The sequence below is a fragment of the Nocardia sp. NPDC059154 genome (assembly GCF_042755705.1).
In the GTDB taxonomy this organism is placed as follows: Bacteria; Actinomycetota; Actinomycetes; order Mycobacteriales; family Mycobacteriaceae; genus Nocardia.
The window spans coordinates 229,573-249,268 of sequence record NZ_JBHZCS010000003.1 but is presented as its reverse complement, the minus strand read 5'-3'; the positions used below and the strand labels follow the sequence as shown (position 1 = coordinate 249,268).

23 protein-coding genes are annotated in these 19,696 nt (G+C 56.0%); 22 read left to right on the top strand and 1 reads right to left on the bottom strand.

Features of this window, described 5'->3' with window-relative positions; all coding sequences use genetic code 11:
- The 22 genes from ACFXN1_RS04780 (at position 1) to ACFXN1_RS04675 (ending at position 18,091) form a co-directional block, all read left to right on the top strand.
- A complete protein-coding gene (locus tag ACFXN1_RS04780) occupies positions 1 to 504 on the top strand; it encodes a toprim domain-containing protein (RefSeq protein ID WP_379440689.1) in 504 nt (167 codons plus the stop codon).
- A gap of 356 nt (positions 505 to 860) precedes the next feature.
- Entirely contained in the window at positions 861 to 1,130 is a 270-nt protein-coding gene (locus tag ACFXN1_RS04775; protein ID WP_379440635.1) for a glutaredoxin domain-containing protein, read from the top strand.
- A gap of 139 nt (positions 1,131 to 1,269) precedes the next feature.
- Positions 1,270 to 1,446, top strand: a complete 177-nt coding sequence (locus tag ACFXN1_RS04770) for a hypothetical protein (RefSeq protein ID WP_379440633.1) — start codon at positions 1,270 to 1,272, stop codon at positions 1,444 to 1,446.
- A gap of 53 nt (positions 1,447 to 1,499) precedes the next feature.
- A complete protein-coding gene (locus ACFXN1_RS04765) occupies positions 1,500 to 1,940 on the top strand; it encodes a hypothetical protein (RefSeq protein WP_379440631.1) in 441 nt (146 codons plus the stop codon).
- The gene (locus tag ACFXN1_RS04760; RefSeq protein ID WP_379440629.1) at positions 1,937 to 2,707 is read left to right on the top strand and encodes a metallophosphoesterase; all 771 of its coding nucleotides are present in this window, start codon (positions 1,937 to 1,939) and stop codon (positions 2,705 to 2,707) included. The genes ACFXN1_RS04765 and ACFXN1_RS04760 overlap by 4 nt, the downstream gene beginning before the upstream one ends.
- A 16-nt stretch (positions 2,708 to 2,723) precedes the next feature.
- Positions 2,724 to 3,440: a hypothetical protein gene (locus ACFXN1_RS04755; RefSeq protein WP_379440628.1), complete on the top strand. Its 717-nt coding sequence runs from the start codon at positions 2,724 to 2,726 to the stop codon at positions 3,438 to 3,440.
- A gap of 186 nt (positions 3,441 to 3,626) precedes the next feature.
- Positions 3,627 to 3,839 carry a hypothetical protein gene (locus ACFXN1_RS04750; RefSeq protein WP_379440626.1) on the top strand — a complete coding sequence of 71 codons (213 nt, stop codon included), beginning with the start codon at positions 3,627 to 3,629 and terminating at the stop codon, positions 3,837 to 3,839.
- Position 3,840: 1 nt separating this feature from the next.
- Positions 3,841 to 5,880, top strand: a complete 2,040-nt coding sequence (gene nrdJ, locus ACFXN1_RS04745; RefSeq protein WP_379440625.1) for a ribonucleoside-triphosphate reductase, adenosylcobalamin-dependent — start codon at positions 3,841 to 3,843, stop codon at positions 5,878 to 5,880.
- Between the two features lie 8 nt (positions 5,881 to 5,888).
- Positions 5,889 to 6,128 carry a hypothetical protein gene (locus ACFXN1_RS04740; protein WP_379440623.1) on the top strand — a complete coding sequence of 80 codons (240 nt, stop codon included), beginning with the start codon at positions 5,889 to 5,891 and terminating at the stop codon, positions 6,126 to 6,128.
- A 624-nt stretch (positions 6,129 to 6,752) separates the two neighbouring features.
- The gene (locus tag ACFXN1_RS04735; RefSeq protein ID WP_379440622.1) at positions 6,753 to 7,247 is read left to right on the top strand and encodes a hypothetical protein; all 495 of its coding nucleotides are present in this window, start codon (positions 6,753 to 6,755) and stop codon (positions 7,245 to 7,247) included.
- Between the two features lie 283 nt (positions 7,248 to 7,530).
- On the top strand, positions 7,531 to 7,797 hold the full coding sequence (locus tag ACFXN1_RS04730; protein WP_379440620.1) for a helix-turn-helix domain-containing protein: 267 nt from the start codon (positions 7,531 to 7,533) through the stop codon (positions 7,795 to 7,797).
- A 148-nt stretch (positions 7,798 to 7,945) separates the two neighbouring features.
- A complete protein-coding gene (locus tag ACFXN1_RS04725; protein ID WP_379440619.1) occupies positions 7,946 to 9,922 on the top strand; it encodes a DNA polymerase in 1,977 nt (658 codons plus the stop codon).
- A 189-nt stretch (positions 9,923 to 10,111) separates the two neighbouring features.
- Positions 10,112 to 10,975 carry a hypothetical protein gene (locus ACFXN1_RS04720; RefSeq protein WP_379440616.1) on the top strand — a complete coding sequence of 288 codons (864 nt, stop codon included), beginning with the start codon at positions 10,112 to 10,114 and terminating at the stop codon, positions 10,973 to 10,975.
- Positions 10,972 to 11,343: a deoxycytidylate deaminase gene (locus tag ACFXN1_RS04715; RefSeq protein ID WP_379440614.1), complete on the top strand. Its 372-nt coding sequence runs from the start codon at positions 10,972 to 10,974 to the stop codon at positions 11,341 to 11,343. Before ACFXN1_RS04720 ends, ACFXN1_RS04715 begins: the two co-directional genes overlap by 4 nt.
- Positions 11,283 to 12,740 carry a DNA cytosine methyltransferase gene (locus tag ACFXN1_RS04710; protein WP_379440613.1) on the top strand — a complete coding sequence of 486 codons (1,458 nt, stop codon included), beginning with the start codon at positions 11,283 to 11,285 and terminating at the stop codon, positions 12,738 to 12,740. The genes ACFXN1_RS04715 and ACFXN1_RS04710 overlap by 61 nt, the downstream gene beginning before the upstream one ends.
- A complete protein-coding gene (locus ACFXN1_RS04705; RefSeq protein ID WP_379440612.1) occupies positions 12,737 to 12,910 on the top strand; it encodes a hypothetical protein in 174 nt (57 codons plus the stop codon). The genes ACFXN1_RS04710 and ACFXN1_RS04705 overlap by 4 nt, the downstream gene beginning before the upstream one ends.
- 252 nt (positions 12,911 to 13,162) lie before the next feature.
- Complete coding sequence (locus tag ACFXN1_RS04700; protein WP_379440610.1) at positions 13,163 to 13,504, top strand: hypothetical protein; 342 nt, start codon at positions 13,163 to 13,165, stop codon at positions 13,502 to 13,504.
- A 526-nt stretch (positions 13,505 to 14,030) separates the two neighbouring features.
- The gene (locus tag ACFXN1_RS04695) at positions 14,031 to 14,285 is read left to right on the top strand and encodes a hypothetical protein (protein ID WP_379440609.1); all 255 of its coding nucleotides are present in this window, start codon (positions 14,031 to 14,033) and stop codon (positions 14,283 to 14,285) included.
- A 393-nt stretch (positions 14,286 to 14,678) separates the two neighbouring features.
- Complete coding sequence (locus ACFXN1_RS04690) at positions 14,679 to 15,584, top strand: AAA family ATPase (RefSeq protein WP_379440607.1); 906 nt, start codon at positions 14,679 to 14,681, stop codon at positions 15,582 to 15,584.
- Positions 15,581 to 16,159, top strand: coding sequence for an NUMOD4 domain-containing protein (locus ACFXN1_RS04685; RefSeq protein ID WP_379440606.1), 579 nt, complete (start codon positions 15,581 to 15,583; stop codon positions 16,157 to 16,159). Before ACFXN1_RS04690 ends, ACFXN1_RS04685 begins: the two co-directional genes overlap by 4 nt.
- Position 16,160: 1 nt before the next feature.
- On the top strand, positions 16,161 to 16,373 hold the full coding sequence (locus tag ACFXN1_RS04680) for a hypothetical protein (RefSeq protein ID WP_379440604.1): 213 nt from the start codon (positions 16,161 to 16,163) through the stop codon (positions 16,371 to 16,373).
- Between the two features lie 458 nt (positions 16,374 to 16,831).
- Positions 16,832 to 18,091, top strand: a complete 1,260-nt coding sequence (locus ACFXN1_RS04675; protein WP_379440603.1) for an RNA ligase family protein — start codon at positions 16,832 to 16,834, stop codon at positions 18,089 to 18,091.
- 40 nt (positions 18,092 to 18,131) lie between these two features.
- Here the strand turns inward: ACFXN1_RS04675 and ACFXN1_RS04670 are convergent, their stop codons facing one another.
- The gene (locus tag ACFXN1_RS04670) at positions 18,132 to 19,673 is read right to left on the bottom strand and encodes a recombinase family protein (protein ID WP_379440601.1); all 1,542 of its coding nucleotides are present in this window, start codon (positions 19,671 to 19,673) and stop codon (positions 18,132 to 18,134) included.
- Between the last annotated feature and the right edge of the window lie 23 nt (positions 19,674 to 19,696).

Here is a 19,696-nt window from a genome sequence, read left to right as displayed (position 1 = left end):
ATGTCTATTCCGTACATCCGCCCGCAGCCAGATCCGAAAGCGTCTTCGCTTTCGATTGTCAGTATCCGGTTCAGGTGCATCCGACCGGGATGCATCACATACCGCGAAGACGGAACCGTCTTCGAGGATCACCAAGGCCACGGTAAGTACATGACCGTAGCGGGTGACAGACCGCGGCTGTACAACACAAAAGCACTCCTAGAGCCATCCGACATAGTTTGTGTCACAGAAGGCGAACTAGACGCCATTACGGCCACGTTGTGTGGCAAGCCTGCCGTTGGGGTTCCCGGTGTCGAGTCATGGCTACCGCAATTCCGGGTACCGCTACTCGGCTACGAGACCGTGTATGTCCTGGCGGACGGTGATGAACCCGGGCGAAGGTTCGCCAACAAGGTTGCTGGTGAACTCCCCAACGCCAAGGTGATCCCCATGCCGGCCGGGCATGACGTGAACTCGCTTGTCCTGGCTGAAGGCTGGGACGCTCTATTGGACAGGATCAGATGAAATTTACCCCCGCGAAGGGGCCACATGAGCTCGGGTTGTTCACACTGGACGGAACCGAGACTATAGATGAAGTCAAAGCCGGGGTTCTTGCAGCACGCGAAGACAAAGCACGTGAACTAGGAGTCTCTCCGAACACCCGATTCGCTGAGTACAAGACTAAAGTCCCTACACGGTTCAAGCGAACCAGGTTCCCTAAGCCCAGGCCGGGAGACGACACCGTTAAGCATGACGAACGCACCTCGAAGGCAATCGCCGTATGCGAAAAAGAAGGCGCTGAGTTCTGGTCTATGGGTACATACAAAGGGTCCGTATGGGGTGTCAAAGACGGCAAATATGTAGAGATATGGGGAATGTAGTTGAGCGATGAATACCATGAAATAGTTGTCTACACCAAAGACAATTGCCAACCCTGCAAGGCAACAAAAATCTATCTCATGAAACACGGTATCCCGTATACCGAGATCAACCTTAGTAAGAACCACCTGATGATTGAAACGCTGGTGGAACAGGGACACACAGGTGTCCCGGTTGTCGAGTGGAACGTGAACGGCGAGCAAGGATCATGGTCCGGGTTCCGCCCGGACGATATCGAAGCATTGGCTTATCTCGTGAAGGGCGAAGAGTAGTGGATGACGATTACTTGTGTGACTGCCAGGACGACTCGGGGGATATCTGCTGGTGCTACGCGGATGACGGCTGGATGGACGAACTCGAAGACGATTACTACGACTACGGGATTGATTACGACTATGTAGGGGATTGTGAGTGAATCAAGTCAAGCTGACTACGGCTACGCCTGATGGCGGTACGGCAATCGTCACTGTCGAGTGGGACTCCGACCCGGTGTATGTGGTGGGAATCCTTATGGATCTCGGCTCACAGCGCGGGTTGAACGCGCTGGCGGATGCAATCGAGAATGATCAGGAGGTTGTGACGTTTTGAGTAACATCAACCCTTCGCACTACCGGTCGAAAACCGGCGCACAATTGATCGACATGATTGAGGATCTGCCCCATAATCGGGCAAGCGACGTGAAGTACACCGTGCGTGCCGGCGAGAAGAACCCGGATACCTTGGTTGAAGACTTGGGCAAGAGTCTTTGGTTCAAGCTTCGAGAGTTGTACCGGCTAGGGGTTACCACGTTCAACCCGGCAGCGCCGGATGCTGAGAACCAGCTCCGAATGTTCCTGGGTTGGGGTGATGCCACGAAGGCCAAGTCTCCGATGGAGAAGGCGTACGAAGAGATTCAGATCGGGTTCCAGGGAGCTCAATGGGAGGTCACCCCTAAGACGCAGCCTACGCCGCGTGTATGGGAGCGGTTCGCGGACATCCCGCGTGGAGTCTTCAGGGTTACGGATGCTGGCGGGGACATTTGGCTTGTCAGTGAGCCGCCGCACCGAGACGAGTGGGGACCGTATACGGAGGTCCTTGATTGACGAAACGGATCTTTATCGTCTCAGATATTCAGTACCCGTTTCATGATCGGAAAGCGCTCCGCACGGTAATCCAGTGCATCGGGGATATCCAACCCGATGAAGTCGTGTTCATCGGTGATGTCATGGACTTCCCGGCACAATCCCGGTGGTCGAAGGACACCCGGGCAGAGTTCGAGCGGGATCTTCGACAAGATGTAGACGAAGGTAAGCGGAAGATCTTCGAGCCGCTCCGAGCGGTGTATGCCGGCCCGGTCGGCTTCCACGAAGGTAACCATGATGAACGCCCGAGAACCTACCTCAACAAGTACTCTCCGGCGCTGGCATCGGTCAAAGCGTTCAACATCGAAACGCTTATGGACTTCGATTCGTTCGGGATCACGCTGTTGCCAGACTTCTACGAGATTGCTCCCGGGTGGGTTTCCACCCACGGGCATCTAGGCGGTATCCGCTTGTCTCAGGAAGCCGGTAAGACCGCGTTGACCGCGGCCAAGCGGTTCGGTAAGTCTGTGGTTATGGGTCACACTCACAGGTTGGGTGTCCAGCCGTACTCGTTCGGGTACGACTCGAAGGTCACGAAGACCGTGTACGGCTTCGAGGTGGGCAACTTGATGGACATGAAGCTTGCTGGCTACCTGAAGGGTGCAGCCGCGAACTGGCAACAAGGATTCGGGATCTTGGATATCGACGGACAGCACACTAAGCCGATGGCTGTTCCGATCGAGAACCGAAAGTTCATTGTTGACGGTTCCGTGTGGGCTATTAATTGACATTTAACGGGAGATTATGAACAACGAGGAACTAGACAAGGTCTTCAAGAAGGCTTCTGAATGGGTCACGTACTCGTGGCCGGGAGTTATCGAATCCGATGACTTGGCGCAAGAGCTTTGGCTCTGGTATCTAACCCGTCCGTCTGTCGCGGAGAGGTTTCAGCGGGCAACCCGGCGAGAATGCCTACAGCTTGCGGCTAGTCACGGGCACCAGATTGCAGCCGGGATCCGGACGGATAACGCGCGGTTCTCCAATCAGGTTCAGTACTCGGTGGGAGACATCAAAGACGCGCTAGCCGGCCGCTCACGCTGGCCGGAGATTCTCGAAGACATCACCCGGGGTATGGAAGCGTTGCGGGAACGCAACGACAACTACGCGGATGCTATCGAAAAGATCAAGCGCCCGGATGGCGAGACTATGACGCCGGCGGAGCGGAAGCGGCGTGAGCGCGCTATCGAAGCGCTGACCGAGGAAACGAACGCGGGTATCCGTCAGTTGTTCGACGGGTACACGCCGGAACCGGGTAAGACCCTGGGTGACGGACCCGGCAGTAAGCGCCGGGTGTTCCCGAATGACGTGAGCTCCAAGAACATCTTTGATTCCGAGTTCAACGGCATCCCGGGCATTGACATGTACCGGTCTTGGGTAGAGCCGGAGATGTACCCGGACGAAGGTCCGGCATTGGTTGACAACTGGTCTGAGTACGACCGAGAGGACTGCTGGAATGCATAACACTAACTCGGTGACCGTGTCCGCGGGCACGTCGCTTCCTTGGATTCTGTTCGGTGTGTTCCTGGCCTTCAAGCTGACTAACAACCTTGATTGGTCCTGGTGGTGGGTTACCGCACCGTTGTGGATTCCGTGGGCTTTCGCGCTTGTGTTGTTCGGGCTCGCGGGGATCATTAGGTTCGCGACTAAGTGACCGAGACGCAGCATCGAACGATGGAAATTACCGGTTTGGTGTATTCCCGACTCGGTTACCGAATCGAAGTCACTGACGTTGAAACCGGAGAGAAGTTCCGGTGGTTGCCAACCGACTTGATCAAGACGCTTCGCGGATACAAGTTCGATGGTGAATGGACGACGTACCGCCGGAGCGGTGTAGACATCGCAAAACTGGATAAGGAATAACTTGGAATTTACAGATACTGGGCGGCTTGTGTACGAGCGGACCTACTCCCGTACGAAGCCAGATGGAACTAAGGAAGACTGGCCGGAGACAGTTCGCCGGGTGGTTGACGGGAACCTAGCTCTGGTACCGGAGCGGTACCACGAGCCAGACGAGCGAGACCAGCTCGTATCGATGATGGAAGAGCTCAAGATCCTTCCTGCCGGCCGCCACTTGTGGGCTTCCGGCGTGAAAGGTGCTCAACATCTCTTCAATTGCTGGGTGAGTGGCTGGGACGAAAACCCTTGGGACCACTTTGAATTCACTTTTTTGCGGTTGATGGAAGGCGGAGGAGTCGGGGCGAACTACTCGAACCGGTTCCTTACCGGGTATGACCCGGTGCAGCTTCCTCTGTCAGTCCAGATCGTTTGTGACCCGTCGCATCCCGACTATCAGGCCATGAAGGCCGCGGGGCTTCTCTCCGAGCGGTACTCGCCGGAATGGGTTGGCTCATTCGTGGTGGAGGACTCCCGCGAGGGTTGGGCCTCCGCGCTGGTGGATCTCATCCAGACCCACTACCGCAAAGACGTCCAGAACTTCCACCGTGTGTACGACGTGACACACGTCCGGCCTGCCGGATCGAAGCTGAAGACGTTCGGAGGTACAGCAAGCGGCCCCGCTCCGCTTGCGAAGATGCTTCGTCAGGTCGGAGAGATCTTCTCGAACATCTCGGGTACGCCGCTCGATGGCATTACCGCGATGGAGATTGATCACGCTCTAGCCGAGTGCGTTGTGTCCGGCGGTGTGCGCCGGTCCGCTCGTATGGCAATGATGCACTGGCGAGACCCGCAGATCTACCGGTTCATCAACATCAAGGCTGATACGGGTTCGCACTGGACTACGAATATCTCAGTAGAGGTTGACTCCGAGTTCTGGGAGGCACTAACCCACCCGAGTGATGAACAGGGTTCGTTCGCAGACATGGTGATGCATGCCATCTCTACCGGCATGGTTCGGAACGGAGAGCCAGGTTTCTGGGACTCGTCACTGTCGAATGAAGACGAGCCTAACCCGGTTATCTGCACGAATCCTTGTGGAGAGATCACCCTAGAATCATCCGAACCTTGCAATCTCGGGCATGTGAACCTGGCCGCATTTGTTCAGGAAGACAGCACGGTAGCTTGGGATAAGTTGTTGGAAGCTCACTGGCTTATGACTCGGTTTCTGATTCGAGCAACATTCGCTCATGTGAATGACCCTAAGTCCCGTGAGGTTCTTGACCGTAACCGGCGTATCGGCGTAGGCCACCTGGGCGCAGCTTCTTATCTCGCTATGCGAGGGGTCAAGTACTCACAAGCGGGTGATACGAAGGAATACGAGGGGTATAGCTTCGCTATGACGCTGCAATCCCTCAAGGACGTAGTTGATCGAGCGGCCGGCGATTACTCCCATCAGCTCCGGATTCCCAAACCGGTAAAAACCACGACGGTTGCACCGACCGGGACGATTGCCAAGCTTGCCGGAGTCTCCGAGGGAATCCACCCGATTTTCTCGAAGTACTTCATCCGGCGTATCCGCTTCTCGAAGCTGGACGAAGACCAGATGCAGCAGGTTTGGAACCTGGTAGACCAGGGCTACACCTTCGAGGAAGACCAGTACGCGGACAACACGGTTGTTGTCTCGATCCCTACCAAAGACACTCTGGTTCAGGCGGTAGAGGACATCCACGGCGCTGAGATTGCCGAAGACGTGGTTGAAGGCGCTGATGACCTCACGCTTGGGGAAATGCTCGCAGTGCAAGCGCTGTACCAAGCCTACTGGGCCGACAACGCGGTGTCTTTCACAGCGAATATCGATCCGGATTGGATAACACCGGAAGGTGTTGCCCGCGCCCTCAAGTACTTCAGCGGACGGCTTAAGGGTGCCACGATTTTTCCGGAATCCTCGATGCCTCAAGCGCCGTATGAGCGAATCACCCGCGAAGAGTATGAAGCGTTTACCGCTACATCTATTGCCGATGGCGTGGACGAAGAGTGCCGGGGCTCTTCTTGCCCGATACGATAGGAGATAAGTTGAAGGTTTACACCGATGCGTTCCTGAATGCAGTTGCTAAGCACCTCGCTACTACCGAAGACCTCGATATTGCGGAGGTGTACTCGTTCGAAGAGAGGGTGATGTCCAGTGGAGGATGCGAGACATGCGCTTTTGACTGGGTAGTAGTGGATGTCACTTACAAGGACTCGCAGGGGCGTAAGCGGGAGTTCCGGTTCGATGATGATTTCGCAACGCTGGTTCGAGCCCTCACGGACTAGTCATGGATGACGTACGAGTAGTACTCGTCACCGGTTCCCGAAACTTCGAAGAGTTCCACATACTTAACGAGGCGCTACATGCCCAGCTGGACATAGCAATCCAGCAAGGGGAGCGGCTGATTGTCCGGCACGGGGATTGCCCCTCCGGGGCTGACGCCAAAGCTAGCCAATGGTGTAACTACTACCGTTGCAGTTATGTAGAGGAACAGAAGCGCCCCGCTGATTGGGATACCTACGGCAAAGCCGCTGGACCTAAGCGCAATACCGAGATGGTTCACGAGGACCCGAAGCCGGATGTGTGTCTCGGCTTCCCTCGCGGGGAATCCCGTGGCACCCGGCATTGCATGTCCGAAGCTCGAAAGGCAGGGATCCCGGTTATCGAATGCTGACAGGTAAGCAAGCGTGGACCTTGCTATTCGCCTTCGTTGCAGTCCACGAACTCACATGCAAACCCGGACAGCTGCTATCTGAGGAAGTAGATAGACAGCTGATCTCTAACCGGTGGACAACCGTTGCGTTCGGTGCGGTAACAGCCGCACATCTATACAACGTGTTGCCACCCCAGATTGACCCATACCACCAGTTTGGACGACTGGTGACTTTCATCCGAGGAAAGGTTATTTCTTGACCGACTACAACCCGTTTGATTCTGCCCCTGCTGATGAGGCCCAGGCCGCGGCGAATCCCGCTCCGATGACCGCCACCGTGGAGACTTCTGCGGATGGCAAGGTCACTGCGACCTTCAAGGGCAAGGGGTACGGGGACCCGTGGATCGTGGTTCATGCCAAGGACGTGTCTGACGCTCTTGATCAGATGATGGGTGACAACGGCAAGAAGCTTCTTGAGCTGATGGCGCAGACTGCCAAGGCTTCGAAGTACTTCGTTGAGCAGACCGGCGGTAACAAGCCGGAGAACGCGGATCGGCAGAGCTCCAAGACGAACGAGGCGGCTCAGAAGCCGCCGGCCGACTTCCCGGCGATTCCGGAGGGTTACGTGTACGTCACCGGTGTCAGCCAGAAGAACGGCAAGGTGTGGCACGCCTACGAGGATTCGAACGGCAATCGTCGTTTCATCAACCAGGACAAGGACGGCTCTTACAAGCTTCAGGCAGCGAAGTAGCCATACCCGGTAAGTAGACATTTAACGGCCCGGGTCACCCCCGGGCCTTTCGAAGGAACCTTATGAGTAGCGTCATTATCAATGACAATAAGATCCTAATCAACGGCGTGGATATCTCCGCCAAGCTTGCAGCGCTCGAAGCGGAGAACGCTTTGCTTAGGGCAGCGCTCCGGGCGGCGGAACCTTCGCACGCCCTACTGATCACTTCTAACCACTAGCCATTCGACGGACAGCGGAGCTGTCCATACGCGCCCAAGCTCTCGCTTGGGTCGGAGGTAGCGCAATGAGCTTCTACAACTCTTTCCCCGAGACTGTTTCTGTACAAGACCGAATCTCGGCTATGGATGCAGTAATCGCAAAGCTTGACGCGGAAGTCAATACGCTCAAGCGCAAGACCGACAACCGTAAGAAGTTGAGCCCCCGAGAGGTGGAGCTCATTCGACGGCTTGCCTCTCAGGGCTTCTCGCATCGGACGCTGGCGGATTCGTTTGATGTCAACAAATCCACCGTTTCCCGCACCGTGAACAACACCTATCACAAGGAGGATTGATATGCGTCCAGGTTCTCGTGAAGAGACGATGGCTGCAATCGAGTACGCCTCTCGTAGCTCAATGTTCTATCAAGGGATTCGTGATCGCCAACTAGCCGACGCCTATGCAAAAGTAGCCGACTTGCTAAGTAAGCGACTGGGGGACTAGTTGCCGGGCGGAACCCTCATCTTCGATATCGAGACACATTCCGCCGAACTCATGTATTCGATGGAGCCGGAAGAGTTCGTCCGGCTCATCGGGTATGCATGGAACGACGGAGACGTAGTACTAACCACGGACGTTGACGAGATCCGCGAACAGATCCGAAAAGCCCGATGGATCATCGGACACAACATCCACTCGTTCGATCTACGGGCAGTGTTCGGCATCAAGTCGGACGAGCCGCTAGAGCTCGCGATGCAGAAGCGGGTGTACGACACGTGGACTCATGCCGCTCTGGTGAATCCAGCACCGCATACGTTCATCAACCGGTTCGGGAAGAACACTCTTGCCGACAAGCCGGAGAAGATGAAGCGGTGGTTCTCCCTGGACGAGCAAGCACACCAGCTCGGAGTCCCGGGTAAGACCCATGACCTGAAAGAGCTAGCTCGTGAGTTCGGTGGATTCGGCAGTATCCCTATCGATGATGAGCGGTACCGCGAATACCTGGTAGGTGACGTTCAGGCATCACGGGTTGTTGCTCAAGCGTTGTTGAAGCTCGGTCCGTTGGATGTGTACGCGATGCGTGAGCAAGAGATCTCCGCTCGTGCAGCGGTCATCTCGTCCAACGGGTTCCGGGTTGATGTGCCGGTAGCGACTGCACGGGTTGAAGAGCTCAGGGCTCGTCGTGAAGTGATTCTCTCGGAGCTTCAGAGCAAGTACGGTTTGCCGACCGAGGGCGATTCACCTTGGGACACGCTCGAAGGCAAGGCCGCTATTCTGGCGGCTCTTGCCGATCATGGGATTACTCCGGAGTCCAAGCCTGATTGGCCGAAGACTCCGGTTTGGGAGAAGCGGAAAGAGAAGCGGGCGGAATCGCTTCTGAAAGCCACGGAGCTTGACGAACAAGTCCAGCAGTGGCAACGGGAGCTAGAAGCCGGAGAAGTCCCTACACGGTCGATTAAGGCCCGGGAACGATGGATCATCCGAGATACCGAGAAAGCGGCGGATCTCCGAGCGAATCCGCTTCCGCCAGCGTTCGGGTTGTCACTCGGTGGGGATGCACTCATTGACCTCACCAAAGGTACTCCGGCAGAGGACTTGGGCCGTGCGCTGTCCGAGCTGAAAGGCCAGCGTTCCCTAGCTCAACTCGCGTTGGATTCCACGCATCCTGACGGGTTTGTGCATCCGGATATCACGATGCTCCAACGGTCCGGCCGATGGAGCACCACAGAACCAGGTCTAACGATCTGGACGAGCCGCGGCGAGGGTGCTGTCGAGAAGTCGTACTTCATCCCGGATTCTCCGGATGATGTGTTGCTTGAACTCGACTACTCGAACGCGGATGCCCGGATTGTTGCAGCGTACTCGGGTGACCGGAAGTACGCGGAGCGCTTCGAGCCTGGTGCAGACGGGCACATGATCAACGCCTTATCTGCATGGGGAGAAGAGACCGTATCGAAGGACCCGAAGCATTACCGGCAACTCGCTAAGCCGCTCGGTCACGGGTGGTCATACGGTGGCCGGCCGAATGGATTGTCTCGTGCTTCAGGGCTTCCAGTCGAGACCGCTAAGACGTTCTGTGCTGGTATGGATTCCACGTATTCACAACTGGTTCGCTGGCAGAACCAGGTACGTAAAGAGTCCGCCCGCGGCTACGTCATGAACGAGTGGGGCCGGAAACTCTGGGTGGAGAAAGGCAGGGAGTTCACGCAAGCGCCGGCACTCAAAGGCCAGAACGGTACCCGAGAGATCGTCTGTGACGCGCTTCTCCGGATGCCTCCGAGTGTTCTCCGCCGGGTTAAAGCTCAGATCCATGACGCGATGCTGTTCTCGGTCCCGCGTCACAACTGGGAAGAGTGCCGTGACTATCTCATGGGTTTGATGGAAACCAGCTTCATACCCGCCCGTGGCGGACAAATTATCGAGTTCCCGGTGTCTGCTGGACCGCCCGGGGACAACTGGCAATCAGCAAGCCATGACTAAGAAACGAGATGAAGAGTTGATCATTACCACCGTGAAAACGCTGGCAGTACCGAACTACGGGGAGTTGACCGTAGGGGATATGTACCTTCTGTTGGAAGGATTTCCCTCGAATGCACAGCTAACCGCGCACTTGAACCATGACACGAATGAAGTCAGCTTCATTGCAACGTTTATGATGGAGGTTTAGTAATGACCCTTAATACTGCTGAACTGTTCGAGCTTGCCAAGATCTTCTCTGACGAGTGGGACCGGCACCTTCCCGAGGAAGATGTCTGGGTTTGGGAGGATCAGCCTCCGGTTGATCAGGCCGGACAAGCGGAAGGTGTCCGCGCTGTAGTCGAAGAGCTGGAGCGCCGGGGATGGGCCAAGCGCGCTAACGGCGGACCTATCGATCTGGGTAGCTTCGAGCACAACGAGAAGTTCGCTAACGGCGGTGTGATCACTGCTTCGGTTGACGGTAAGACGTTCCGGGAACTCGGATTCATTGACTCAGTTTCGGTCAAGGCTTCGTCCCCTTATTGGTACTCGGTAGGGTCTATCTCGAAGACCGAAGAGCTTGCCGATTGGGAGAAAGAGCTGGTCAACCAGACCACCTACAGCGACATTCAGACGGAGACCGTGAAGGACTCCTACGAGGGTCCGTGGCATCACTGGGCGGATGTCCCGGACATGGTGGGTTACACCGCGGAGGAAGCCGGAGTTGTGTGGGTCAACCTGCATGGTAAGCGCCACTTCATCCGCAGTGTTGACGGTGGTCTGACGAAGTCGCTCAATGATGAAGCGGCTATGATTATCCTCGCCCCGTTCACGGCGGTTGATACCGTGATCACCTGGACTCCTAGTGCCGATGTTCAGGTGATCCGTAATACGCCCCGCGAGTGGGAATCCCTCGATGACGTCCCCACCGATGTTCGGGTTAAGGACCACACGGGAGATTTTCTCAGCCACGACGGTGAAAAGTGGCTTACATACTCCGACCTGAGTTATGGGGACGGTTGGGATAACTTCAGCGCTACCGCTATGTACGGCCCGTTCACCGAGGTTCTTGATTGAGTCGTCCGACTTGGGATGAGTACTTCATAGGCATAGCGCGGGCGGTCTCCGCCCGCTCTGATTGCCATAGAGACAAAGTTGGAGCTGTAGTTGTACGAGATAAGAGGATTCGAGCTACAGGTTACAACGGAGCACCAGCCGGTAAACCCGGCTGTCTGGAATGCCCTCGAAGAACTTCGGAATGTGCCCCGGGATCATCATACGGAAATTGTGTGGCGGTACACGCCGAAGCTAATGCCCTGCTCTACTGCGACAGAGAAGACCTCGTAGACGCAACCCTCTACATCACCCGCAAGCCCTGCTATGCGTGTTCGAAGCTGATAGCAGGGGCCGGGATCTCCCGAGTTTGCACACCGGAGGACATTTGACACTTACAATTACAGATCTCTTCTGCGGGGCCGGTGGTTCAACTACCGGCCTTTCTTATGTCCCGGGCATGAGTGTCCGGGTTGCTTCTAATCACTGGCCGCTTGCAATCGATTCACACGGTGCTAATCATCCGCACACCGATCATGTGTGTGCGGATATCTCGCAGATCGATCCCCGGAGGTTTCCGAAGACGGATATCCTCTGGGGCTCCCCGGAGTGCACACACCACAGCCAAGCATCCGGTAAGAAGCGGAACCACGGGTCCAACCCGGACGAGAACGGTGAGGTTCTGCCCGATGACGCCGCGGAGCGTTCACGGGCAACGATGTGGGACATCCCGCGATTCGCAGAGCGTCACGAGTACCGAGCAATCATCACTGAGAACGTCGTGGATGCAGCGAAGTGGGTGATGTTCCCGGCGTGGCTGAACGCTATGGATCTTCTCGGATACAACCACCAGATTGTTTACCTGAACTCGATGCACGCTGGGGCGTACGGTGAGCCGGCCCCGCAATCGCGGGACCGGATGTACGTGATCTTCCATCGCAAGGGAGACCTTGCACCGGATGTCGAGAAGTGGACGCGACCTAACGCGTGGTGCTCAGGGTGCGGAACAATCGTTGCGGCTGTTCAATCCTGGAAGAAGCCGGATCAACGCTGGGGCCGATACAAGGCCCAGTACGTCTACCAGTGCCCGAATGCTCAGTGTCGGGCTGTGGTCGAACCCGCGTGGTTGCCCGCGGCTTCGGCTATCGACTGGACGATTCCGGCGGAACGAATCGGAGACCGGAAGCTCAAAGAGTTCAAGGACAAGAAGACCGGTCAAGTCACTCTTAGCCCCTTGGCTCCGAAGACGATGCAGAGAATTCGGGAGGGTGTAGAGAAGTTCTACGGAGTACCCCAGCTGGTTCCTGCGGGTGGTACGTGGCATTCGAACTCGTACCCGGTCACTGACCCGATGCGAACCAGGCTGACTCGGGAGATGGAAGGGTTGCTGGTCCCGGTCGAAGGTCGGGACGGTAAGCAAGCTCAGTCCGCTAGTTCGCCGTTGCGTACTCAGACAGCGCGGAACGAAACTGGTTTGTTCGTGGTCCCTCTCCGAAACCACAACACGGCCAAACCGATTACGGACCCGTTCGATACCTTCGCCGCGGCGGGTAACCATCACGGTGTCGCTGAAGCGCATTCACGAGCGATCGAGGATTGTGGTTTTCGGATGCTGCAACCGCATGAGATCTCTCGGGGTATGGCCTTCCCTGAGGGATACACGATTCTTGGCAACAAGCGTGAGCAAGTACGACAGGCCGGTAACGCGGTAACTCCGCCGGCCGCCCGGGACCTGGGTTGCGCTGTTGCGGAAGCACTTGGATACGAGATTGGAGATATAGCCGCATGATCAAGGGATGCGAGTTTACCGACGAAGCCCGTAAAGAGTTCGGGATCAAGGGAACAGCCGGTTACCCGATTGCGGTCATGGATGAGAACGGACGGATCTTCATTCCGACCGGTGAATTCATGACCGACCATGAGTCGGAAACAACCTTCATCAAGGTTACGGAGTACTGATTTGACTGCTGAACAACCGGACGTGCTCGAAGATCTAGCGACATGGGTGAAAGCGTTCGAAGACGATTTCGGGGTGGTGAAAATGAAGGCAAACCCGTTGTGCGCTCACTGGATGATTCAGGTACCAAGCTCTCTCGCCGCACGAGCGGACAAGGTTCGACGTAGGTGCATCAACCTGGGGTGTGACCACGAAGACTTGCTGGACCCGGACGACGAGCGATTGAAGTTCTCGGGTCCGAACTACGGGAGGTCGTGACGTTGAACCGTCTAACAGCTATTGGCCTGATATGGGAGCTTAACGAAGGCAAGAACATTCTTGTTGTCGGACGGTCCCGGGAGGATACCCGGCGCATGTTCGACACTGTTACCAAAACGGCTTTTGATCAGAAGGTCTCAGATCTGGTCCACCGGTTCAACCGTTCGAACGATGGTGGGGTTATCGAACACGTCTCCGGGCATTGGATGACGTTTGTACCCGCAGATCCGGGAGCGCTCCGGGGTTACGCCCCGGACGTTATCTATCTCAATGCCGCGTATACCGAGGACATTGCAGCGGTAAAGGCCAGTAAGGGGGCGGAGGTGATTTGTTCTTGAACCCGGACAATATGCCACTGCAAATGGTCATCTTCGATGGAGACTGGCACATAGTCATGACCGGCATGGTTGATGCATACACCATCAGCAATGTAACCCACCTATCGAAAGATGTCATTCAGTACACGGTTACCGCGTACCGGATACCGAAGGGGTTACAGGTTGAGTGACCTAACCAAGTCTGAGCGGATCATCGCGTACCGGATCGTTGATGAGATTCTAGGCCGGGATATCCCGGCCGTAGTTCTCCGGAGGCACCTTGAAGGGCCGGATATCCCGGCGATAGACCGCGAGGCGGTTATCGCTCGCGCACAACATATCCTTCGGAACCTCCGGGATGATGCCCGAGACCTTTGGAAAGAAGGGTGATGTACGGAACCACAGAGGTTTGGTTGCTGCCTAACGGGAACATTGCATACCGGATGGACATCTGGTATCGCGAGCTTGGTCCGGACGGTGAGGATTGGGGGAATTTCTTCAAGCTCCCGAAGGGCTCTGACTGCATTGTGTGGAGGAGTCGGCCCCAGTGAGATTCGAGATTCATGGAGATGAGACCGGGGTAACGATCACAACTGACCAGTGCACGTACGAACTGAAGCCGCGCGGGGGTATTGAACTCGACTTCAAGCGTGATCCGCGCTGGCGAGAAACCATCTATTCATACCCAACGCTTCGGGACTATGCGGAGTTCCTGACACTCAGTATGGAACTCGGAGACTACCGAGTCACTCACTACACCGAAGCCCCGATGAACTACGGCGAAGGGACTTGGGTCCATTGAATAAACCGTATATCGAGATTCACGGGAACGATATTGACGGATTCGACGTGAAGATCCGAGGTTTTCAAAACCCGTTCAAGATGGGCCTAGATCGAGCACCGCGTATTGACTTTGAGCGAACACACTGGATGCCCCCATTCCAGTTCGATCAAGTCCCTAGGACCGCGGTAAGTCTAACCGTGGTCGGGTACTCGGTTACAGAACCTCCTGCAGACGAGACAGACGAAGGGTACTGGCTGCATTGATTTGGCTTGCCCTCTGGGCAGGCATCATCGGGATACTTCTTATGGCCCTGTTCATTTTGGGCAGAGCCTTTCTTTATGCCTTCGATAAGAAGCCGAGTACTCCGCTGGTGATCCTGCGCACTCAAACAAAGTGGAAAGAACCTAAGCGATGACTGAGATTGTTGTGACCCGGGGTTACCCGGGTTCGGGTAAGACCACACGTGCCCGTGAATGGGTCAAGGAAGATCCATACAAGCGGGCTAAAGCCCCCTCACGTGATGACCTACGAGCGCTTCTCTGGAACGTCGAAGGGATCGGAACCTTCGAGCAAGAAGAGCACATCACCAAGGTTCAGACCGCGGCGGTTAAAGAGCTTCTCCGCCGGGGACACTCCGTCATCATCGATGACACACACCTGAAAAAGAAGTACGCCCAGCGCTGGGCGGACATCGCTGCCAACATGAACGTTGGCTTCTCGGTGATGGATGTACCTACATCGGTTGATAAGTGCCTGCACCGCAACATGGTGCGGTTCAACGACGGAGGAAGGCTTGTACCCCCGAACGTGATTCGAGAGCTCGGCAAGAAGTTCCCGATTGAGTCGTGGCCGGAGATCAAGCCGACCGATCATACGATGTTTGAGCCGTATGTCCCTGACGAGTCGAAACAGGAAGCACTCATCTTCGATATCGACGGGACGCTAGCGCACATGACCGGGCGCAGCCCTTATGACTACTCCCGGGTTAACGAAGATGTGATAGATCCGGTTGTTAAGTGGATTCTGCACGCGGCGAACAACTATGGTGCCCGTCCACTCATCGTGTCAGGTCGAAAAGCGGAGTGCCGAGAAACTACCCGAGAATGGTTGCTCTCTCACGGCATCTTCCCGAAAGAGCTCTTCATGCGCTCAGACGGTGACAACCGGGACGACTCCATCGTTAAGTACGAAATCCTCCGAGACGAGATCGCACCGAATTACTACGTGTTGGGGGTCTTCGACGACCGTAACCGAGTCGTCGACATGTGGAGGCGGATCGGATTGAAGTGCTTCCAGTGTGCTGAGGGCGATTTTTGACGGAAGAGTGGATAGATATTGACGATTGGAATGGTCTTTACCAAGTTAGTGACCTGGGTAGAGTCCGTTCCCTATCTCGGAAGGTCCCACAGAAGAGATGGCATAACGACGGAAAACGCACTATTCGTACCCGCATCCTGAAGCCCGGTTCTTCTAGGGGTTACCCGCAAGTGGTACTACAGCGGGACGGTAGACGAGTACGGTACCGGATTCACCGACTAGTAGCGGGTACCTTCCTGGCAGATAGCTATTTTGAGGGTGCGATTGTCTGCCACAACGACGGGGATAAGACAAACAACGTTGTTGGAAATCTCCGCTGGGACACCCCATCCGAGAACAATCACGACACAGTACGGCACGGTAACAACAAACAGGCTAACCGGGAACTGTGCCTACGCGGGCACGTTTTACGCGAACCGAATCTAATGACATGCCGTACCCGGGGATGTCTAGCTTGCAACCGTGCGGCGGGGGTTCTGCGATACCGACTCGTCACTTACGGGGAGAGCATTACGCCCGAATCGATGCAACTCATGTCGGATGAGAAGTACAAGGAAATAATGAGGGGTTTCTGATATGGCAGAACTTACCCAAGAGATGCGGGACATTGCCCGAGATATCGCAATAGGTCGTCTGTACGACGATATCGAGTTCTGCGATGTGTGTGAGCGCTACGACGTAGAGGATTTCGGCAACGACGAGTTGAAAGCGATCCACGGTGAGGCTACGAGGATGCTCGGAGTGATTGCGGACTATATAGCTTTTCGGCCCGCATTGCTGGGGCCGTGACAGGTCTATTCGATGGATCGAACACCGATACGGGGATGGAGCTTGGGAGCTTATCCGTAAGGCTCTTCAGACAATGAAGGATCTCGAAAGGGATTGTTGATGTATTGGCTCTGGTACGTGGAAGTCGCTATAGCCTCCGGACATTTCGGGTTAACCCTGGCCGATTGGCACTGGGACAGACTTTGAGCAAGACCGATCACGAACTACCGGAGTACGTGAAATACCACTCGAAAGAGAAACGGACAGCGAAGAAGATAACGCATCGTCTAGAACGAGCGCGGGCTAAACAACTGATTGAGACCTGCCGCTATGACAATGCCGGTTCCCGGCAGATCAAGCCTACACAAGGGTGTATGACGCATTGAAACACGTATACCCAATGTACTTCATTCTCTTCGGGCTAGCGCTGTCATGGCTGCTAGCCCTTTTCATTCACTGGACATAGTTAGGTAGCGACTTTGAATCTTGACAAGCCGAAGAACGACGACTACGCGGGTGTGGTCACCTCGATTAAGGCGATTGTGCCTTTGGCCGGCCGGGACCTGATCGTTGGTGTTCCCGTGTACGGTCACCAGGCAATCGTTCCTAAAGAATGGAACGTTGGGGACCTTGGCGTGTTCTTCCCGGCAGAGGTGCAGCTCTCGGACGAGTACGCACACGAGAACAACTTGTACCGTCACGAGAACCTGAACCGGGACCACGAGACCCGCGGTTACCTGGAGGACAACCGCCGGGTCAAGGCAATCAAGCTTGGTGGGCATCGGTCGAATGCGTTGTTCATGCCGCTCTCGTCCTTGGCGTTCACGGGCATTGATCCGAGTGAGCTCAAGGAAGGCGATACGTTCGACACCTTGCACGGTGTCCCGATCTGCCAGAAGTACGAAGTGAAGCGGTCCAAAGAGCCGAACAACCAGGCTCCGATCCACCGCGATTCCCGGGTGGACAACCGGATGTTCCCTCAGCATCTCGACACCGGTAACTGGTGGCGGATGCAGCACGTAGTCAACGACTTCGATTACGTGTACGTCACTCAGAAGCTTCACGGTACGTCTATCCGTATTGGCCGGCCGCTGGTTCAGCGAAAGCTGACGTTGCGGGACAAGTTCGGCCGGTTCATCGGTGCCAAGATCCAGGAGACCGAGTATGACTCGGTTTACGGCTCCCGCCGTGTGATCAAGGACGCGAACCTTGACCAGAACCACTTCTACGACTCGGACATCTGGACCCGTGAGGGTAGGAAGCTTGACGGTTTGATCCCGGACGGCTTCATCGTGTATGGCGAACTCGTAGGTTGGACACCTTCGGGTGAGCCGATTCAGCGGGGTTATACCTACCAGATGCCCAAGGGTAAGTCCCAGCTGTACGTGTACCGGGTTGTCCACGTGAACCCCCAGGGCATCGTTACTGACCTCTCTTGGAAACAGGTCACGGAGTTCTGCCGAGACTTGGGCCTGAAGTCTGTACCGCTTCTCTGGCAGGGCTTCGCGGGTGAATTCGATGTAGACGAGTACATGAACGAGCGGTACGAGGACTGGAGTATCTACCGAGGCTTCGCGGTCCCGATGGAGCCTGGCAAGCTCGTTGATGAAGGTGTTGTGGTCCGTATCGAGGGTCGTACGCCGCGGCTGTTGAAGGCTAAGTCTCCTGAGTTCCTGGAACACGAAACCAAGATGCTGGACGAAGACGTGATTGACCTGGAGTCGCTCCAGGCAGCGTAAACGAAAGAACCCCCTCCCATAGGAGGGGGTCTTTTGCGTATCAGGGCCGTTCGGGGAACGGAGACTCTCGGAGGGACCATTCCGCGAGATCCGTTGATGCCTGTTCGAGTTCAGCCACCCAATCAAGATCCGTCGCAGCATCCTCAATGTTGATAGGGCGGCGGAATCCGGCATCTACGAGCATCTTACGGCGCTCTTCGATGTCAGACCTACCCCAAATATCCGCATACGTTTCGTCACTGTACGAATCTACCCACCCGGACTTAACCACGGGCATACCCGACAAAGCTTCTTGTCGTGCAAGAAGCGATGTCATCTGAGACCGATAGAGTTCCTGATCCGCCGGCTTGTTGAACAAACCCAACCGGCGGTCTTCCCGGAGGTTCTCGATAGTCTGGTTGACCTGTTCAAGCTCGTGCGAATGATCAGAGCCTTCCCGCCACACTCGGACCTTGATCCGAAGATGACCATGCGTGCGCAGAAACAATGTCTCTACCGCCCGGTCAAACACGTCAGCAACTACCGCCTTACCCGCACACGGACGCGGTGTGTTCGCACACCGGTAGTACCTGTGAACCCGTCCAGCCGATGACTCTTGAATCCGTTGCCCAGCGTTCTTGCCACACTTCGGGCAGAACGCCACACCGAGTTGAGGGTTACTGCTGTGCCTCCGAGACCGTCCGCTCTGGGTACGCTCGGACATCTCGGATTGAATCCGGGCCCAAGTCTCATCATCGAATGACGGAGGGCCAACACGAACCGGGTTACCGTCCTTGTCGAGTGCTGGTTTACCGTCAAGAAGTTTGATGCCCTGAGTAGCCGGACTGGTCAACACCGTGGTTAAAGAGTTGTGCCCCCACCGAGTACCCTTCGGGTTCTTTCCCGCTCGGAGCCGCACCCACTCTTGAGGACTAGGCACGTCATCGGCTACCAGCTTCGAGACGATAGCCGTCTTAGACATACCAGAGAACAGCATCCGGGCAATCTCGTGCAGCTTCTCTTGCGCCTCCGGGTCATGCCCCAGCGCTTTACCCACCCCGGTAGGGTGGTCAACAACCAGGAACCCGTACGGAGGAATACCGTACCCCCAACGGTCGGTAGTCCGAAGGAAAGCGATACGGTCTTGTGCACGTTGCTGGAAGCGTTTGCCTTCCATCTCAGCGAAGAACGAAGCCATGAACAACCAAAGACGGGTCATCATCGAAGTCATCGGGTCTTGCTGGTCTTCAGGCGTGAAGAAATCAAGATAGATGTTGTCATCGATCAGAACCAGGATCTTCCGATGCTCTTTAGCCCACTTCGTCAATGCGAACGAGTCGTCAGCCTGCCGGAACACCCGGTCAGTCTTGGCGAAGATCAGTGCATCCCAGTCCTGGGGCCGGTCCAACCACGAACGGAGGTCCGGCCGCTCCCACGGGGACAGCTTGATAGCGGACACGTCCAGGTCTTCCACGTGGCCTACAACCGTCCACGATTTCGACTCGGCGTAGCCGTCACCTTTGTCTCTCTGGGTGTGGTGACTGGTCTTCTCTTCGCCCTGCACGTGCGAGACGCGGGCGGCTACCACCGCGCGGATACTCACAGAACACCCCCGCGTCCGGCGGT

What these genes read in the sequence shown, in the direction of transcription:
- ACFXN1_RS04780 (WP_379440689.1), top strand. Translation starts at nt 1, where the DNA reads ATGTCTATTCCGTACATCCGCCCGCAGCCAGATCCGAAAGCGTCTTCG.
- ACFXN1_RS04765 (WP_379440631.1), top strand. Translation starts at nt 1,500, where the DNA reads ATGATTGAGGATCTGCCCCATAATCGGGCAAGCGACGTGAAGTACACC.
- ACFXN1_RS04755 (WP_379440628.1), top strand. Translation starts at nt 2,724, where the DNA reads ATGAACAACGAGGAACTAGACAAGGTCTTCAAGAAGGCTTCTGAATGG.
- ACFXN1_RS04730 (WP_379440620.1), top strand. Translation starts at nt 7,531, where the DNA reads ATGAGCTTCTACAACTCTTTCCCCGAGACTGTTTCTGTACAAGACCGA.
- ACFXN1_RS04720 (WP_379440616.1), top strand. Translation starts at nt 10,112, where the DNA reads ATGACCCTTAATACTGCTGAACTGTTCGAGCTTGCCAAGATCTTCTCT.
- ACFXN1_RS04705 (WP_379440612.1), top strand. Translation starts at nt 12,737, where the DNA reads ATGATCAAGGGATGCGAGTTTACCGACGAAGCCCGTAAAGAGTTCGGG.
- ACFXN1_RS04690 (WP_379440607.1), top strand. Translation starts at nt 14,679, where the DNA reads ATGACTGAGATTGTTGTGACCCGGGGTTACCCGGGTTCGGGTAAGACC.
- ACFXN1_RS04680 (WP_379440604.1), top strand. Translation starts at nt 16,161, where the DNA reads ATGGCAGAACTTACCCAAGAGATGCGGGACATTGCCCGAGATATCGCA.